We start from the raw sequence: 17218 nt of genomic DNA, 5'->3' as shown, positions 1-17218 counted from the left end.
TTACTGAAGCTTCTTAAGCAGACTAGCGATGCTTACCTTATCCTCGATGATTGAGTTAAGATCGCTGATGTTTACACGCTCCTGCTCCATAGTGTCGCGGAAACGCAGAGTTACCTTACCATCGGTGAGGGTGTCGTGATCGACAGTTACGCAGTAAGGAGTACCAATGGCATCCTGACGGCGATAACGCTTACCGATAGAATCCTTCTCGTCGTACTGACAGTTGAAGTGGAACTTGAGCTGGTCGATAATCTCGCGTGCCTTCTCGGGCAGACCATCCTTCTTAACCAGAGGCATAACAGCGCACTTAACTGGTGCGAGGGCTGCGGGCAACTTGAGTACGGTACGAGTCTCGCCGTTCTCGAGCTTCTCCTCCTCGAAAGCGTGGCACATAATGCTCAGGAACATACGATCGACACCGATAGAGGTCTCGATAACGTATGGAGTATAGCTCTCGTTGGTCTGAGGATCGAAGTACTTGATGCTCTTACCAGAGAACTTCTCGTGCTGGCTCAGGTCGAAGTTGGTACGAGAGTGGATACCCTCAACCTCCTTGAAGCCGAATGGCATCTTGAACTCGATATCGGTAGCTGCATTAGCATAGTGAGCCAACTTTTCGTGGTCGTGGAAACGATAGTTCTCGGCGCCGAAGCCCAGAGCCTGGTGCCACTTCATACGGGTTTCCTTCCACTTGGGGAACCACTCGAGCTCGGTACCAGGAGCTACAAAGAACTGCATCTCCATCTGCTCGAACTCGCGCATACGGAAGATGAACTGACGGGCTACAATCTCGTTACGGAAAGCCTTACCAATCTGAGCGATACCGAAAGGAATCTTCATACGACCGGTCTTCTGCACGTTCAGGTAGTTTACAAAGATACCCTGAGCAGTCTCAGGACGCAGGTAAACCTTCATCGAAGCATCGGCGCTGGCACCCATCTCGGTAGCGAACATCAGGTTGAACTGACGAACGTCGGTCCAGTTCTTGGTACCGCTGATAGGATCAACAATCTCCTCGTCGAGGATAATCTGCTTCAGAGCCTCGAGATCGGGACCCTGCATAGCCTCGGCATAACGGGCGTGCAGATTGTCGCGCTTCTCCTTAGTTTCCTTTACGCGCTCGCTGGTTTCCATATACTTTGCCTCGTCGAAGCTGTCGCCAAAACGCTTGCGGGCCTTCTCAACCTCCTTCTGGATCTTCTCGTCGTACTTGGCAATCTGATCCTCGATGAGTACATCGGCGCGGTAACGCTTCTTTGAGTCGCGGTTGTCAATCAAGGGATCGTTGAAAGCATCAACGTGACCTGATGCCTTCCAAATGGTGGGGTGCATAAAGATGGCACTATCGATACCAACGATGTTCTCGTGAAGCATCGTCATAGCCTTCCACCAATACTGCTTAATGTTATTCTTCAACTCTACACCGTTCTGACCGTAATCGTAAACGGCTCCTAAACCATCGTAAATCTCACTTGAGGGGAATACAAAGCCATACTCCTTACAGTGGCTCACGATCTTCTTAAATACATCTTCTTGTGCCATCTCTATTTACAATTTGACAATTTACTATTATATAATTTGGCTGCAAAGTTACACAAATAAATTGATAATTGAGAATTGAAAGTTGATAATTAACATAAAATCATAGAAAATCCCCGCCTTTTGGCGAGGATTAATCTCTATTAATTAAACAGATAACGAATAGTAAACATAATCTGATACGTTGACTGCAGACCGAGGAAATCGGAATAGGTGTGCAGGTGACGCTCGCCATTAACGGTGTTATAGGTGTATTGACCCTTGCTATAAGAGAGCAGCGACGTTTCGGTAACCTGCTTGTAAAGTCCCCACTTCTTGTTAAGGAAATTGGGCAGGTTGAGGATATCGACACCTAACTGCAGGGTGTGCTTGGTTTTACCGCAAAGGAGACTCATATCATGCTCGAACTTAAAGTCGATCTGATGGTGCCAAGGCATCTTAGCGCCACCACGCTCGGCATACTTACCGGTGCGATGCTTCAGATAATCGTCCTGCTGGATATAAGCCCAGAAATCGTCGCGCTGCATCTGGGCGGTATATACCTGATGGTTAGCGCCGTAGGTACTCTCGGCAAAGTCCCAGCTGTCGAGTTCCTGGCGCGAGGCGGGCACATAAATCAGGTTGGCAGGCGCCAAGGCGTCGCTGTTAACGTTGGCCGAGAAGATATAGCTGTAACGGCTGAAAGCATACTCGGTAAGGAAACCATACTGGTAGCCATCGTAAACCAACGAGAAGTGCGAGGTGTTGTTCTTTCCCTCGTTGAGTGTGTAGCTGGCCGAGAGCAACAGGCGGTTAGGAGCCACGTAGGTGGCGTAACCCAGCTCGTTATCATTAACGGCATTAACCGAGTTGCGGTAGTTGTTATAGGCCGATGCCACCTGGTTGCCGATACCATCGGTATAGGTCTTGGCCCTTGAGATGGTGTAGCTGGCCGAGAGATCGAGACCAAAGTCGAACTTCTTACGCAACTGGGCGCTGAGCGACATGTAGTAGGCCTTATGGCCTGCATTCTCGAGCACGTAAGCGGAAGAGTTGGCATCGTAATACGACATCTTATGGCGCACATCGCCGTGACCTAAGTCGATAGTAGAAGTGCCATCCCAGTAGATGTCGCGATTGGCCACTACTACGGGGTTGATATCGCGGTTATAGATACCCTCGATGGTAAAGTCGATATCGCCAGGCAGACGGGCATCGAGTGCCAACGAGGTTTTCCACGTTTTGGGCATACGCAGGTTATCGCTCAGGATAGTGGCGCTGCTGGGCACACTGATCTTACTCGGGGCACCAATCTGCTGCAACATATCCTGCTGACTGGTGGTAAAGGTAGGAATAGTGCCTTTGGTTTGAGAGGCGATATAAGAGGTCTGACCCATACCTGAGTTACCCACAGCCGAAATGAGCCAAACGAAAGGCAGACGACCTATGAACAAGCCCGAACCTCCACGCAGGATGATATTGCGCTCGCCTGTAATATCCCAGTTGAAGCCCACACGCGGCGATACCGAGATGCTGGCATTTGGCACGTTATCGGTGCGGAAATGCTCGCCGCCAAAGCTAATCTTATAATACTCCTCGTTGAAATTATCCTTCAGACTGGGATAAGAGGGCAGTTCGAAACGCAAACCAAGCGACATGCGGAAACGATCGGAGAGGCTCATGTTGTCCTGGAAATAGAGCGACCACTGGTTGGTGCTCATCTTAGCCACAAAATGATCGTGATTGTCGCCATTGCCAAAAGTGATACCAAACAAGCGGGTGTGATCTACTGCGAAAATCGGCCCCCAGTCGTTGTTTACGATGGCCTTATCTATCTCGTCCTGACTGGCCTGGAATGCATAATAGCCGGCACCAGCCTGAGCATAGCCGTTGGCAGCCCAGTTGTTCTCGTACTGCAAACCGCCAAACAGGTTGTGCTTACCCAACTGGATATTGATTTCGTCGGTAATCACGGTAGTCTTGGTCTTGGCCACATTGCCGTAAGTAAACAAATCGCCGGTAAGCGACCAGTAAGGATAATGGCCCTGACCATCGCTCATCACAATCTCAACCACAGGCACATCAACACCATACTCGTTGCTACGGGGCTGGTCCTGATACGAGTAGGTGCCACGCAGGGTGTTATGCAGCTTACCGAACTTGCTATTGAGCTCGGCTGCTACCGAAGTGAAGCGGAACTCGGTCATATAACGGCTTGAGAGCGACGACATACCATAATCGGTATTGCCGCCATACGAGTTCTGGTTGCCACCATAGATAATAGAGGTGCGATTGCTACCGATACTACGCGATGCCGAAGCGGGGTTGGCCTCCTTACGGTTCGACTTGGTGAAGCGCACGTTAAACTTATGATCGTCGTTGATGTTCCAGTCGATACGGGCCAACAGGCGATAAGCGGGCGTTTTCAGGTTATAATTCTGCCAAGGGCCTGTGGTAATACCATAAGCGTTCTGCATGTAGGTAGACAGACTCTCGAGCTCGGCCAACTTGGGGCGACGATTCGTGGCCGAATAGGGCTGGTCGCTGCGGTTATAAGCCATCACGGCAGGTCCAGCCGTCACATTATCCTCGTACTCGCCGTTAAGGAAGAAGAAGAGCTTATCCTTGATAATCGGTCCGCCAAAGCTCAAGCCAAAGGTGCTGTTATGCCCCTTGGATACGGGCAACCGGTTGTTACGAATCTTCTTACCCTTCAGGTCGGAACTGGTCAGGAAGGTATAGGCCATACCCTTAAAGGTGTTGGTACCACTCTTGGTAACCGCATTCACACCACCGCCAGTAAAACCACTCTGACGCACATCGTAAGGCGTAACCGAAACGGTCATCTGGTCGAGTGCCTCGAGCGAGATGGGAGTGCCACCACCAGGCAGCGGACTGGGTTCCATTCCGAACGAATCGTTGAACGAGGCACCATCGATGGTGACATACGACTGGCGGTAGTTTCCACCACCAATAGCCATACCGCTGGCCGAGCTCGACTGTGGCGTCATCTTCATGATATCCAGCATAGAACGACCGATATTAGGCACAGCAGCCATCTGGTTAGCGTTCAGGCTGGTTACAGCACCACTACGGTCGCTACGCATGGTATTGTTGGCCTTAGCCGTTACCACAATCTCCTGAATCATCTCTGAGCCCTCGCTCAGCGTGGCATCAACCACAGCATTCTGACCCAGGGCCAACTGGATATCGGTAAAACGCGACGTTTGGAAACCGATATACGATATCTCAACCTCGTAAGGTCCGCCCGCCTTCATGCCTGTAATCGTGTAGTGACCATCGATATTGGTAACACCACGATAGATAGAGCCCGAAGGCACATGCTTGGCTGTAACGGTAGCACCGATAGCCTCTTCGCCATCAGCCATCACCACACCTGTAATACCAGATGTAGTAACCTGAGCCATAACAGAAAGCGATATTGTCAAAAGGGCAAATAGTAATGTAGAAAGTCTTTTCATCATCTAACCAGTTAATTTTGTTCCACTTGCGGGGCAAAGATACAAAATAAAACAATATGATGCAAGTTTTTTTGACATAAAAACCACAAAAAATAAAAAGTACCTAGAAAACATTTGCGTTCCAGGTACTTTTCAATTGAAATCTAAGTACTTTTCAAATAGTAGCTTAAAGGCCCCAGGCAGAAATAATGTCTTCGCTCTTCGTAGCCTCTAACTGTTCCTCGACATCGTCGGGCAGGTTACAGAAGAAATCGATACCTGTTTTCTGCTCCAGATCGTCGATACTTACTACATAGCCTTTCAGGGCATCGTTCGAATGGTCTTCGTTCAGATGCTCGGCCCAGAAGCCTAACATACGTACGGGGCCAGAAGCGTTCTTAAACAACAGCGCCATGAAGAAGTACTTGGGCACGACATGATTGTTGATTGTCTTGCCAAGAATCTGATCGGCCTTATCGATGGTACCACCTTTACAGATAAAAATGGTGTCGCCATCGCCCAACTTCTGAGCCCAGCTGTTTACCTGCAGCTCCATCTTCTGCCAAAGCTTACCATTAAACTTACCTACCATTGGCAGAATGTTAGTCATGTAGAAAGTCTGCTCGTTGGCATCCTTGGTATAAAGGCGGTCGTTTGAAGGACAAACGTGACCCTTTTCGTAATAATCCTTAGAACCAGGATAATAGCTCTTGCTGAGCTCGCTATAGGTGGCCTGCTGATCGCTCGTAGCTACATCGGGATCGTAGTTCCAGGGATCACCATCAGGCCAAAGCGACTTACGGGTATTACCGTTCTTGGCAGCGTTGCGCTTGTTCATATCGTAACAAGTCCAGCGCTGAGCACGGATATTACTATCCCACTCTACCGAATAGGTTACGCCATAATCCTTGGTAGTATGGGTAATCACCTTTGAATCGGTACGAGCCTTAGGCATTTCCAAACGAGCCAGATAGGCATTCTCAGAAGCATCGTTCTTATTAGCATTGCCTACTGTAGGAGTTGGTGTAGGTGTAGGCGTTGGATCGGGAGTAGGATTAGGACCATCGCTACTACTGCTACCACCACCGCAAGCAACCAATGCAAAGACTGCTAAAGAATAAAACATCTTATTCATACTTATCGAATTTAAAAGCGCCAAAATGTCGCTATCCACAACATTTTGGCGCGTTAGTTTTGAGCTTTATCTAATTTTTACTCAGCTTTCTCGTGAGAGAAGTAGATACCACCATTAACCTGAGGAGTTTCCTTGTAGGTTGACTTAACACCGATAACGGTGAGCTTGTCGCCTACTGCGATACCCAGATTCTTGATAGCGCCCTTACGGTTATCACCGGTAGCACCCCATCCAGGATATGTGCCATATACATACAGGCGGTTGGTACCATCTGTGATGTACAAGTTACCATAAGTATCGTTGGCAATCTCGTCGATAGTACCAGATACTCTATAGTAAACATTAGCAGCATCCTCCTTAGCCAGGAAGTCGGCGATAGAAACCTCAGTTACCTTGATTGACTTCTCGAACTGACCACCAGTCATCTGGGCAGTTCCCTTGTACTCGCCACGCTTACCTACAAGAGTAATAACATCACCCTCCTTCAGGCCAAGCTTCTCGAAGTCGCCCTTAGAACCTACGCCATAAACGTAAGCCTCGCCAGAGTAGTCCTTAATGTAGATGTTACCATAAGATGCATTAGCAATCTTGGTGATAACACCAGTGAGGCGGAACTGAGTATTACCTACAGCAGCAGCCAGGAAGTCGGCAATGCTGCACTCAACGATAGCACCCTTCTGAGAGATAGTAGTCTGTGAGCTGTACTCCTTAGAACCATCGGTAGTCTTGAAGGTAACAGTTGTCTCACGGTCGCCACCCTCGTTAGCCTTAGCATAGAAGGTAACAGTTGGGTTAGTACCTACTGTTGAAGAGGTAACACCCAGCCAATCCTTAGCGTCGGCAGGAATCTCAACAGCTACGCCAGTACCCTTGCAGGTGAGGTGAGCAGTGATCTCGCCACCAGCTACAGGCAGCTCAGTAGCCTTAACGCCACCAACTGTGAGAGAATCAACCTTGATGAGCGACTTAACAATCTTAACAACAGTTACGTCAACCAGCTCTACAGTACCATTATAAGTAGTCTTTGGACCCTGAACAGTAATCTGGTCGCCTACCTCGAGGCCCCAGCTGCTGAAGTTCTTGGTGCTACCCTTAGAGTCGAGTGTACCATAGATGTAAACCTCACCAGTACCATCGTTCAAGTACCAGTTACCATAAGTGGTATTTACAATGCTGGTAACAGTACCAGTTACCTGATAAGTCTTAGAGTCGGGACCAGCCAGAACCTCAGCACAAGTAGCAGGGCTGATAGTTACAACACCCTGAATGATGTTGATGATCTGAGTCTCGTCGCCACAGTTAAGCTTTACTGAACCGCTACGACCCTCGGCAGCGTCGGCCGAGAAAGTGATAGTACCGTTACCTGTACCAGAGGCAGGTGAAACGGTGAGCCAGGTGGGAACCTCAGTAACAGTCCAGCTACCATTGGTGGTTACATCGATAGAGGCAGAACCACCAGCAGTGTTCAGAGCTACATACGACTGAGAAACGCGAATTCCCTCAAGATAGGTAGCATCCTTACCGTCAGAACAGCTTGTGAATACAGCTGCTACAACTGCTACGAGAGACGGAATGAAATATTTTAGTTTCATATTAATCTTACCTTAATTAATTAGTTGAAATAATACTTGATACCTACAGAAGCGTACCAGCACTGACCGATAGCGTAGTTGGTAGTCCAAGTCTGAGTATTACCGCTGATAGAAGAAGGTGTAGAGAAGGTTGCATAACCCTGTGCATCAACGCCCTCGTACTTCAGGATCTTAGCCTCGCTACCAATCTCAGGATTCAGGTGCTTAGCAACACCCCAAGAAGAGTTGAAGAAGTTAAGAACGTTCTTCATATCGAAGGTGAGCTGCAGCATATGCTTAGTCTGACCTACGTTGAACTTGAAGTCGTGCTTGTAACCGAAGTCGATGCGGTGTACCCATGGAGAGTAAACGCTGTAAGCCTCGGCGTAAGTACCCTGATGCTTGCTCAGGTAGCTATCCTTATGAACATAGTCCATGAAGCGAGTCAGGTCGTCCTGAGTCTTGAAGCGGAAGTCGCCTGTACCAACACCTACCTGATCATCTGTTGGGATATAGATAGCGTCGTAGTTGTAACCGTCGCCGTTCATATCGTTAACAGTTGTGTAAGAGTAGTTGTAGCCACCACGATATGCCTCGTAGATGAAGTTATAGTGGTTACCGCACTTATCGTGGATAGTAGCAGAAGCGATCAGACGATCAGGAGTTACATACTGAGAGTTGTGCAACTTGATGTTGTTTGGCCCCTCGTAAGTAGGAACGTATGTGAAGGCAGACTCAGCAGCCGAACCAGGCATACCGGTAACCTCCTTAGATACAGTGTGAGTATAAGCAGCCATCAAGCTAATCCAATCAGCAGGCTGAGCGTTCAGAGTAACGTTAGCACTCCAACCGTAACCTTTGCTGGTGTTCTCGAGCACGAATGCCTTTGTACCGCTGCGGAAATCATCGGGGAAGATAGGACGGTTGTCGGCACCGTTGAAGCGCGCGAAACCACCTACGTTCTTAATGCTCCAGTCAGAGATTGACACAGCATTGATAGTCTTGTTGTAGATACCCTCAACAGAAACTGAGAATGGGAAGTCAACAGGCAGCTGATAGTCGATAGCAACAGAAGTCTTCCATACCTGTGGCATCTTGAACTTAGGATCTACACCGTTAACAGCTGAAGGAACAGTTCCGTCCTCAGGCTTAACAGTTGTAGGATAGCCCAGGCTCTGCAGCTTAGCAATCATATCGCTAACCTTGGTCATAGGACCACCAGCGAACACGTCCATAGAGAAGCCCTTCTTGGCAGCGTTCTTCTCGTTGATCTGTGCCTGATACTGTACCAGACCACCGTTGGTAGGCATGTTGGTGAAGAATACCAAAGGCAGACGACCAGAGAAGAGACCAGTACCACCACGAACCTTCAAACTCTTGTCACCGAATACATCGTAGGTGAAGCCGAGACGTGGAGAGAAGGTGATGCTGTTCTTAGGCCACTTACCGGTATCGATGTGACGACCGTTGTAGTCGAGGTTCAGAATAGCAGCGTTAGTCATCAGGTCGCTGTTGTTGAAGAACAGACCGTCAACACGCAGACCGTATGTGAGCTTCAGCTTATTGTTAACGTTCCACTCATCCTGAGCATAGATACCAGGACGGTTGAACTGTACGCGAGCTGCAGGAGCAGCCTCACCATCGTAACCGTAGGTCAAGCAGAATACCTCAGGTGTGCTGTTGAACAGCATATCTGGCTGCAGTACACCGCCTACATACATATCGTCGGTGATGTTGTAGCGATAGTAACCAGAACCATTACGCATGTACTGGTTGTCGGCCATCTGATGCTCGAAGGTAATACCAGCCATAATCTTGTGGTCGCCCATATAATAGGTAACATCATCCTTGATGTTCCAGATAGTGTTATGAACGGCGTTGTTCCAAGTAAACAGCTCGTAACCGAGAGCCATATAGTTATCGCCATCGCGAGTGATATCGATGAATGGGAACTCAGCAGAGTTAGTGCCACGAACGTCGTCGAGCTTAGAGATAGTAGCCAGGAACTGGTTCGACAGGTTGTCGGTCAGACGGCTGTTCAAATCCAATGACCAAGAGTGAACGAGGTTCTCCATTGAGTACATTGAGTTAGCGAACGACATTGAAGTCTGTGACATACGGTAAGAAGCCATACGAGTACCACCGTCCATAGAAGTACCGTTAGGCGAGTTCCAGATATTATTCTTTGTATAGTTATAGCGCAAAGCCAGGTGATGACGATCGGTGATGTTCCAGTCCAAACGAGCCATCAGCTTGTAGTTGCTCTCATCAGCAGGGAAGCTGGTCCATGAACCGGTATCATAACCATACTTGCTGGCCATGTACTTAGAAACAGCCTCAAGATCCTTGTTAGTAGTACGAGAGATGTAGTTGTCGGCATCGGCCTTACCATCATCTGAACCCTTCCAACGGTTAACGATTGAAGGAATCTTGATCATTTCACCGTTTACGAAGAAGAAGAGCTTGTTCTTAATGATTGGACCACCCAGTGTGAAACCGTAAGTAGTAGTCTGAGCCTTCTCACGAGCGCCCTGGATCTGCTGACGATTTACAGCGTCACCCTGCATGTTCTCGTTCTTGTGGTAAACATAAGCACTACCCTTGAAGGTGTTAGTACCCGACTTGGTAATAGCGTTTACACCACCACCGATGAAGTTGGTCTGACGAACATCGTATGGAGAGATAACAACCTGCAACTCCTCGATAGCATCGATAGAGATTGGGTTACCACCACCAGGCAACTTGTCAGAAAGACCGAAGTTGTTGTTGAAGTTAGCACCATCAACGGTGAAGTTAGCGTTACGACCATCGCTACCAGCGAAGCTCATGCCGTTACCTCCGTAAGGAGACAGACGTGTTACATCTGTAATAGAACGGCTAACGGTTGGCAGGTTTGTGATCTGCGTACTGTTAATGTTAGTAGCAGCACCCGTCTTCTCAGCAGCAAACTTTGAAGCCTTACCGCTTACAACAACCTCTGCAAGTTCGGTAGCATCCTCGGTGAGGAATACATTCAGGTTGTAGGTTTCAGCCAGCTGGAGGGTAATACCCTTGACGGTTTTGGGCTGGAAACCAATGTAAGAGATGGTCACTGCGTAAGGACCACCAGTACGCATACCATTGATCGAGAAACGACCTGTGGTATTAGTTACTGCTGTGTAACGAGTACCAGAGGGCTCGTGTACAGCCACAACTGTAGCACCGATGACTTCCTCGCCATTCGCTGTGTCGAGGGTCACCTTTCCAGCCATACTTGAAGTTGTGATTTGTGCCATCAATGTTAACGAGAAAGTTAACATTAAAGCAACCAGAAAGAGCAATCTTTTCTGCATAAACTAGAACTGTTTTAATTAATTAAATGAGCGGATAAAATCCGGATTGTTTAAATTTCGGTGCAAAGATATGAAAAAAATCCGATTTAAAGTTATAAATCGGCTATTTTTTAAAAAATTGGTAAAATTTGTTGCGTAACGTTATGCTTCGTCGTCGAAGTCCTCGTATTCAAAGTCCTCGATATCTTCGATATCATCCTCGTCGATGTACTCGATATCCTCGTCCTCGCCCTCGTCGGCAAGCTCCTGAGCAAAACGGCTCATATCCTTGTCGCGATGTACCAGCGAATCCTCCGAGGTGATGACGTTAAGCTTGTTGCTTTCGGCATTCAACTCGTTCCAAAGCACATCCTTGAGTTCGTCGAGACCATAACCCGTTACGGCCGAAATGAATACCACAGGCAGATCCTGAGGCAAGGTTTCCTTCAGCATCTCAACCAACTCCTCATCAAGCAGGTCGCACTTGGTAACGGCCAGCACACGATGTTTGTCGAGCATTTCGGGATTGAACTGCTGAAGTTCGTTGAGCAGAATCTCATACTCACGCTTGATATCATCGGTATCACCTGGTACCATGAACAGCAGGAGCGAGTTGCGCTCAATATGTCGTAAGAATCTAAGTCCCAAGCCCTTACCTTCAGAGGCACCTTCGATAATACCAGGAATATCGGCCATCACAAACGACTTGTTGTCGCGATAACCTACGATACCCAGCGAAGGCTCCATCGTAGTAAATGGGTAATTGGCAATCTTGGGCTTAGCATTTGACAGCGATGAGACCAGGGTAGATTTTCCTGCATTAGGAAAACCTACCAAGCCCACATCAGCTAAAAGTTTCAATTCAAGAATAATGGTCATCTCCTGCATGGGCTCACCAGGCTGCGCATAACGGGGCGCCTGATTGGTGGCTGTGCGGAACTGGAAGTTACCCAATCCGCCACGACCGCCCTTAAGCAGCATGACTTCCTGACCATCGTATGTAACATCGCAGACATACTTACCGGTTTCGGCATTATACACCACGGTACCACAAGGCACATCAATGTAAACATCCTTTCCGTCGGTACCATGACACTTATCGCGACCGCCATTTCCACCGTGCTCGGCAAAAATATGGCGCTCGTACTTTAAGTGGAGCAAAGTCCAGTAGTTATGGTTTCCACGCAGAATAATGCTTCCGCCTTTTCCACCATCACCACCATCAGGACCGCCATTGGGATTATACTTTACATGGCGCAAGTGCATACTGCCCTTACCACCCTTTCCAGAGCGGCAGTAAATCTTTACGTAGTCTACGAAATTACTCTCCATTTAGATATTGTCAATAACCTGGCAAATGTCTGCAAAAATGCGGTCGAGCTCACCCAGACCGTCGATGTGATAGTGAACACCCTCCTGCTTGTACCACTCGATAAGTGGCATTGTCTGAGAGTGGTAAACCACGAGACGCTTCTTGATGGTCTCCTCATTATCGTCGGCACGGCCGCTCTGCTGACCACGCAGAATGAGGCGCTTCATCAGCTCGTCCTCGGGAACATCGAGCTCGATCATAGCAGCAACCTTGTCGCCACGCTCGTCGAGCATCTTCTTCAGGGCCTCGGCCTGTGGGATGGTGCGGGGGAAACCGTCGAAGATAACACCCTTGCTATCACGTCCGAAGCTATCGTAAACCGAAGCGAGAATGCTTACCATCAGATCGTCGGGGATCAGCTGTCCCTTCTCGATATAGCTGGCAGCAGTCTTACCCAGCTCGGTACCATTCTTAATTTCACCACGAAGTACATCACCAGTTGAAATGTGGTTCAAACCGTACTTCTCAATCATCTTATCACTCTGTGTTCCCTTACCTGAACCGGGAGCACCAAAAATAACGATATTCTTCATTATCCTGATATTTAGTTTAATTTAAGTTACTTACTCGATAATGGTGTATACATCTTTCAGTCCGCGCCCCTGCTGATCGTAATCAAGTCCGTAACCCAGGATAAAGTCGTCAGGAATGCTGAAGGCTACATACTCGGGGTTAATCTTCTCCTTCAGCTTGCTGGGCTTGAAGAAAAGGGTGCAGATATGAATAGATGCGGGATTACGTGTGCCTAACGACTCAATCATCTGCTTCATGGTGAGTCCGCTCTCCACGATATCCTCTACAATAATCACCGTACGATTGGTCAAGTCTTCGTTGATACCGAACACCTCCTTGATTTTACCTGTAGAAGTGGTACCCTGATAAGAGGCCAGCTTAACAAACGAAATCTCGCAAGGAATAGTCATCTCGCGCATCAGATCGGCAGCAAACATAAAAGCGCCATTCAGCACACCTAACAACAGAGGATTCTTGCCCTCCATATCCTTACTAATCTGCTGTGCAACAGCCTTTACACGCTCCTTAATCTCAGCCTCCGTAATGGAGATCTTGAACGACTTGTCCTTTATCTTTACGATACTCATACGCTGAAAGAATTAAAAATTTGTGCAAAATTACAAAAAATCTGCCAAACTCTATCATTCATTAGCAATTTTTTCGTATTTTTGCACCATTATGAAGATATTTACGAGCGCACAAGTCCACGAATTGGACAAATACACCATAGAGAACGAGCCCATTAAGTCGGTCGACCTGATGGAGCGTGCCGCTAAAGCCCTGACCCAAGCTATCGCCGACAGCTGGGGTAATACCACGCCCGTCATCATATTCGCAGGTCCAGGCAATAATGGCGGCGACGCGCTGGCCGTTGCCCGCATGCTGATTGACAAAAACTACGATGTAACAGCCTACCTTTTTAACATATCAGGTCATCTCTCGGAAGACTGCATGATAAACAAGAAGCGTTTGATTGAGAAACGCTCGAAAGCGCTGATTGAGGTAACCCAGGAGTTTGAGCCCCCACAGTTAGAGGAGGGCATGCTGGTGGTTGACGGACTGTTCGGATCGGGTATCAACAAGCCGTTGGCCGGTGGTTTCTCGTCGCTCGTGAAATACATCAACGCATCGCCCGCTCAGGTGGTAAGTATCGATGTGCCATCGGGACTGATGACCGAAGACAACACTTACAACGTAAGAGCCAACATTATCCGTGCCGATATGACGCTGACACTGCAGCTGCCAAAGCTGTCGTTCCTGTTCCCCGAGAACCAGATATTCATCGGCAAACTGAAGGTGCTGGATATCCGACTGAGCAAACAGGGCATGGAGAAGATTGATGCCAACTACACGCTGCTGGAGGAGAACGACGTGCGCCCACGCCTGCTGAAGCGCGACCCGTTTGCCCACAAAGGCAAGATGGGTAACGCCCTGATTATTGCCGGCAGCTACGGTATGGCAGGAGCTTCGGTGCTGGCCACCAAAGCATGTTTGCGCGTAGGTGTAGGAAAGGTCACTACCCACACACCCAAACGCAACTGCAACATTCTGCAGGTGAGCGTTCCCGAAGCCATCATACAGTTCGACAGAGAGGAAACCACTTTCTCGGAGGCGGTTGACACCGAAGACTTCAATGCGTTGGGCATTGGTCCTGGCTTGGGAACCAGCGAGCAAACGGCAATTGCCATCATTGCACAGCTGCGCCGCAGTCAATGCCCCACAGTGGTAGATGCCGACGCCATTAATATTCTGGCCAGTCATCGCGCATGGCTGCAGCAACTGCCAAAGGGTATCATCATGACCCCCCACCCCAAGGAATTCGACCGTTTGGAAGGTCATTCGGGCGATAGCTTTGAGCGTCTGATGAAGGCGCGCGATCTGGCTGAGCGCCTGCAGGCCTACATCGTACTGAAAGGTCATCACACCTCGCTATGCCTGCCCGATGGTCATATCATCTTTAACTCTACTGGTAATGCCGGTATGGCTACTGCCGGTAGCGGCGACGTGCTAACAGGTATCATCACAGGACTGCTGGCTCGTGGCTATAATCAAGAAAACGCATGTGTTGTAGGTATGTATCTGCACGGACTGGCTGGCGACATTGCCGCTCGCGAACTGGGCGAGGAAAGCGTAATAGCCAGCGATTTGATTCAGAACTTGCCTTATGCATTTAAACGACTTAATGAATGAAATTATTTAGCACTTTATTGATAGCCTTTACATTAGGCACTGCCAGTTCGCTGGCACAAACCGTAATCAGTTCGTACAAACCTGGTGTTACCAGCGAGGGCGCCGTATATTATCTGCCCAAAACAGCCATCCGCGTTACCATGCAGGTGGAGAAGAGTACCTATACCCCAGGTGAATTCTGCAAGTATTCGGAGAAATTTCTACGTATGAAAGATGTGCCTGCCAGCGCATCTACCAAGTATCGCATCCTGTCGGTAAAGCAGGAGCCATTTGCTGTAGCCGACACATCGAAGTGTTACGCTGTGAAGTTTGATGCCAAGACATCGGCCTGCAACGTACGCCTGAGCGACAAGGGTATCCTGCTAGCCATCAACACCGATGCCAAGCAGCAGTCTAAGAGCAATTCTGCCACAGTGCAGCAGATCCGTCCTTTAAAGAAATCGCCCAAATCGTATCTGAACGAAGAGATTCTCTCGGCAGGCAGCACCGCCAAGATGGCCGAGCTTACTGCTCAGGAGATCTACGAGATACGTGAGAGCAAAAGCATGCTGGCCAAGGGCCAGGCCGACTTTATGCCTAAGGATGGCGAGCAACTGAAACTGATGCTGGAGGAACTGAACACACAGAACGAGGCGCTCACCAGTCTGTTTATCGGCACCACCGAGAACGATACCACCACACATACGTTTACCTACGTGGTTGACAAGCCAACGAAACGCGATGTACTGTTCCGTTTCTCGCCTGATTACGGAGTGGTTGACAGCGATGATTTGTCGGGTACACCTTATTATATTAATATAGAGGACCTGAAAACGGTTGACGAACCTGCGCCCGTAGATCCCAAGAAAGCTGCCAAGCCGCAGCAGTCGGGCATCTATGTAAACATCCCTGGTAAATTGCGCTCAACCATCTTCGATGCTAAGAATCAGATTGTCAGCAGCGAGTTTCCTGCAGCCCAGTTCGGCAATGTAGAGCTGCTGAGTGGTGCTTTGTTCAACAAGAAATACACCACACGCCTACTTCTCAACACCTTGACAGGCGCCGTAGAGAAGTTGGAAGCCGAGCAACCCAGATAACAAGATTTACAAGAATAAAAAAATTCAGGTACTACTTCTCGGAGAAGAGTACCTGAATTAATGTCTGCCCTACTGCCTGTAGGGTATTTTTGTCGATATGTTCCATATCATCGTTAACGGTATGCCAAGTAGGTCCGAACGAACTCTGCTCGCAGTTAGGATAATAAGGGATGATATCGATAGTTGGAATCTTAGCCTTGGTGTTCACCGAGATATGATCGTCGGTAACGCCAGTACCCTGCTGCGAGGGGAACATGCTACCGTAACCTACTACCTGAGCAGCGCGCCATACTTTCTCTACGATATGATTGGCATACTGAACAGACATGGCCTCTTTATAGAACTGCGCACCCTGACCGCCTACCATATCAAGCAGGATACCAAAGCGGGCACGATAGCCTTTCTTATGCAGATTATTCGACCAATACTGAGCACCAAGCGCCCACGAGTCGCTATCGAAATTATCCTCGTTCCACTGTGGTACGCCCCAGTCTTCGGCATCAAAGCAGATAAAATCAACACCAAGCTGCAAGGTATCCTTAGAGAGCAAACGGGCAATCTCCAACATCACAGCCACGCCCGATGCACCATCGTTAGCAGCCATCACAGGTGTTTTCCAGTTAGCCTCGTCGGGATCGTTATCAGCCCAAGGACGACTGTCCCAGTGGGCACACAGCAATACGCGGTCGGTCAGATCAGGACGATAGCTGGCAATGATGTTGGTGCTGTTGAGCGATGTACCATCGTAGCCCTTCAACACAGCTTTCTGTGGGGTTACCTGCATGCCGAAACTCTCGAACTTTGAGATAATCCACTTTTCGCAATCGTCGTGCGCCTTGCTGTTCATGGTTCGTGGACCGAAATCGCACTGAGCCTGACAGTACAGATAAGCACTATCGGCACAGAACACAGGACCAACAGGCTGCAAAGAAGCCGACTCATCGGTAGTCTGCTTCTTTAAATTACCACAAGAGACAGTGAATAGTGAACAGTGAATAGTGAATAATATCACCACCACCAAATTCACATATCTCTTTGTCTTTATATTACCTAAATTCATCACTATTCACT

Annotated in this window: 11 protein-coding genes; 2 read left to right on the top strand and 9 right to left on the bottom strand. The window is 48.6% G+C overall.

The window, feature by feature from the left end; translation table 11 throughout:
- The 8 genes from T499_RS0107885 to hpt form a co-directional block, all read right to left on the bottom strand.
- On the bottom strand, nucleotides 1-1542 hold the full coding sequence (locus T499_RS0107885; protein ID WP_013063866.1) for a glycine--tRNA ligase: 1542 nt from the start codon (nucleotides 1540-1542) through the stop codon (nucleotides 1-3).
- 140 nt (nucleotides 1543-1682) lie between these two features.
- On the bottom strand, nucleotides 1683-5003 hold the full coding sequence (locus tag T499_RS0107880) for a TonB-dependent receptor (protein ID WP_033150483.1): 3321 nt from the start codon (nucleotides 5001-5003) through the stop codon (nucleotides 1683-1685).
- Nucleotides 5004-5166: 163 nt separating this feature from the next.
- Complete coding sequence (locus T499_RS0107875) at nucleotides 5167-6114, bottom strand: DNA/RNA non-specific endonuclease (protein ID WP_033150482.1); 948 nt, start codon at nucleotides 6112-6114, stop codon at nucleotides 5167-5169.
- Between the two features lie 77 nt (nucleotides 6115-6191).
- Complete coding sequence (locus T499_RS0107870) at nucleotides 6192-7706, bottom strand: BACON domain-containing protein (protein ID WP_033150481.1); 1515 nt, start codon at nucleotides 7704-7706, stop codon at nucleotides 6192-6194.
- A 20-nt stretch (nucleotides 7707-7726) separates the two neighbouring features.
- Entirely contained in the window at nucleotides 7727-11017 is a 3291-nt protein-coding gene (locus tag T499_RS0107865) for a TonB-dependent receptor (RefSeq protein ID WP_033150480.1), read from the bottom strand.
- Between the two features lie 141 nt (nucleotides 11018-11158).
- A complete protein-coding gene (gene obgE, locus T499_RS0107860; protein WP_013064968.1) occupies nucleotides 11159-12328 on the bottom strand; it encodes a GTPase ObgE in 1170 nt (389 codons plus the stop codon).
- A complete protein-coding gene (locus tag T499_RS0107855; protein ID WP_013063890.1) occupies nucleotides 12329-12901 on the bottom strand; it encodes an adenylate kinase in 573 nt (190 codons plus the stop codon).
- Between the two features lie 30 nt (nucleotides 12902-12931).
- Entirely contained in the window at nucleotides 12932-13468 is a 537-nt protein-coding gene (gene hpt / locus T499_RS0107850) for a hypoxanthine phosphoribosyltransferase (protein ID WP_013062998.1), read from the bottom strand.
- A 91-nt stretch (nucleotides 13469-13559) separates the two neighbouring features.
- On the opposite strand from hpt, the gene T499_RS0107845 reads away from it, so the two are divergent.
- Complete coding sequence (locus T499_RS0107845) at nucleotides 13560-15071, top strand: NAD(P)H-hydrate dehydratase (protein ID WP_033150479.1); 1512 nt, start codon at nucleotides 13560-13562, stop codon at nucleotides 15069-15071.
- Nucleotides 15068-16147: a DUF4831 family protein gene (locus T499_RS0107840; RefSeq protein WP_033150478.1), complete on the top strand. Its 1080-nt coding sequence runs from the start codon at nucleotides 15068-15070 to the stop codon at nucleotides 16145-16147. Before T499_RS0107845 ends, T499_RS0107840 begins: the two co-directional genes overlap by 4 nt.
- A 31-nt stretch (nucleotides 16148-16178) precedes the next feature.
- Here T499_RS0107840 and T499_RS0107835 read toward each other — a convergent pair whose 3' ends face one another.
- Nucleotides 16179-17207: a M28 family peptidase gene (locus tag T499_RS0107835; protein WP_033150477.1), complete on the bottom strand. Its 1029-nt coding sequence runs from the start codon at nucleotides 17205-17207 to the stop codon at nucleotides 16179-16181.
- Between the last annotated feature and the right edge of the window lie 11 nt (nucleotides 17208-17218).

Origin of the sequence: Prevotella sp. RM4 (assembly GCF_000701965.1) — a bacterium.
Classification (GTDB): domain Bacteria; phylum Bacteroidota; class Bacteroidia; order Bacteroidales; family Bacteroidaceae; genus Prevotella; species Prevotella ruminicola.
The sequence above is the reverse complement of the archived record's forward strand: the minus strand, read 5'-3'. Positions and strand labels throughout refer to the sequence as shown.

Excerpts from the sequence above, each read along its gene's own strand:
- obgE (WP_013064968.1), bottom strand. The coding sequence starts at position 12,328 with ATGGAGAGTAATTTCGTAGACTACGTAAAGATTTACTGCCGCTCTGGA.
- T499_RS0107855 (WP_013063890.1), bottom strand. The coding sequence starts at position 12,901 with ATGAAGAATATCGTTATTTTTGGTGCTCCCGGTTCAGGTAAGGGAACA.
- T499_RS0107870 (WP_033150481.1), bottom strand. The coding sequence starts at position 7,706 with ATGAAACTAAAATATTTCATTCCGTCTCTCGTAGCAGTTGTAGCAGCT.
- T499_RS0107835 (WP_033150477.1), bottom strand. The coding sequence starts at position 17,207 with ATGAATTTAGGTAATATAAAGACAAAGAGATATGTGAATTTGGTGGTG.
- T499_RS0107875 (WP_033150482.1), bottom strand. The coding sequence starts at position 6,114 with ATGAATAAGATGTTTTATTCTTTAGCAGTCTTTGCATTGGTTGCTTGC.
- T499_RS0107845 (WP_033150479.1), top strand. The coding sequence starts at position 13,560 with ATGAAGATATTTACGAGCGCACAAGTCCACGAATTGGACAAATACACC.
- T499_RS0107840 (WP_033150478.1), top strand. The coding sequence starts at position 15,068 with ATGAAATTATTTAGCACTTTATTGATAGCCTTTACATTAGGCACTGCC.
- T499_RS0107885 (WP_013063866.1), bottom strand. The coding sequence starts at position 1,542 with ATGGCACAAGAAGATGTATTTAAGAAGATCGTGAGCCACTGTAAGGAG.
- hpt (WP_013062998.1), bottom strand. The coding sequence starts at position 13,468 with ATGAGTATCGTAAAGATAAAGGACAAGTCGTTCAAGATCTCCATTACG.
- T499_RS0107865 (WP_033150480.1), bottom strand. The coding sequence starts at position 11,017 with ATGCAGAAAAGATTGCTCTTTCTGGTTGCTTTAATGTTAACTTTCTCG.
- T499_RS0107880 (WP_033150483.1), bottom strand. The coding sequence starts at position 5,003 with ATGATGAAAAGACTTTCTACATTACTATTTGCCCTTTTGACAATATCG.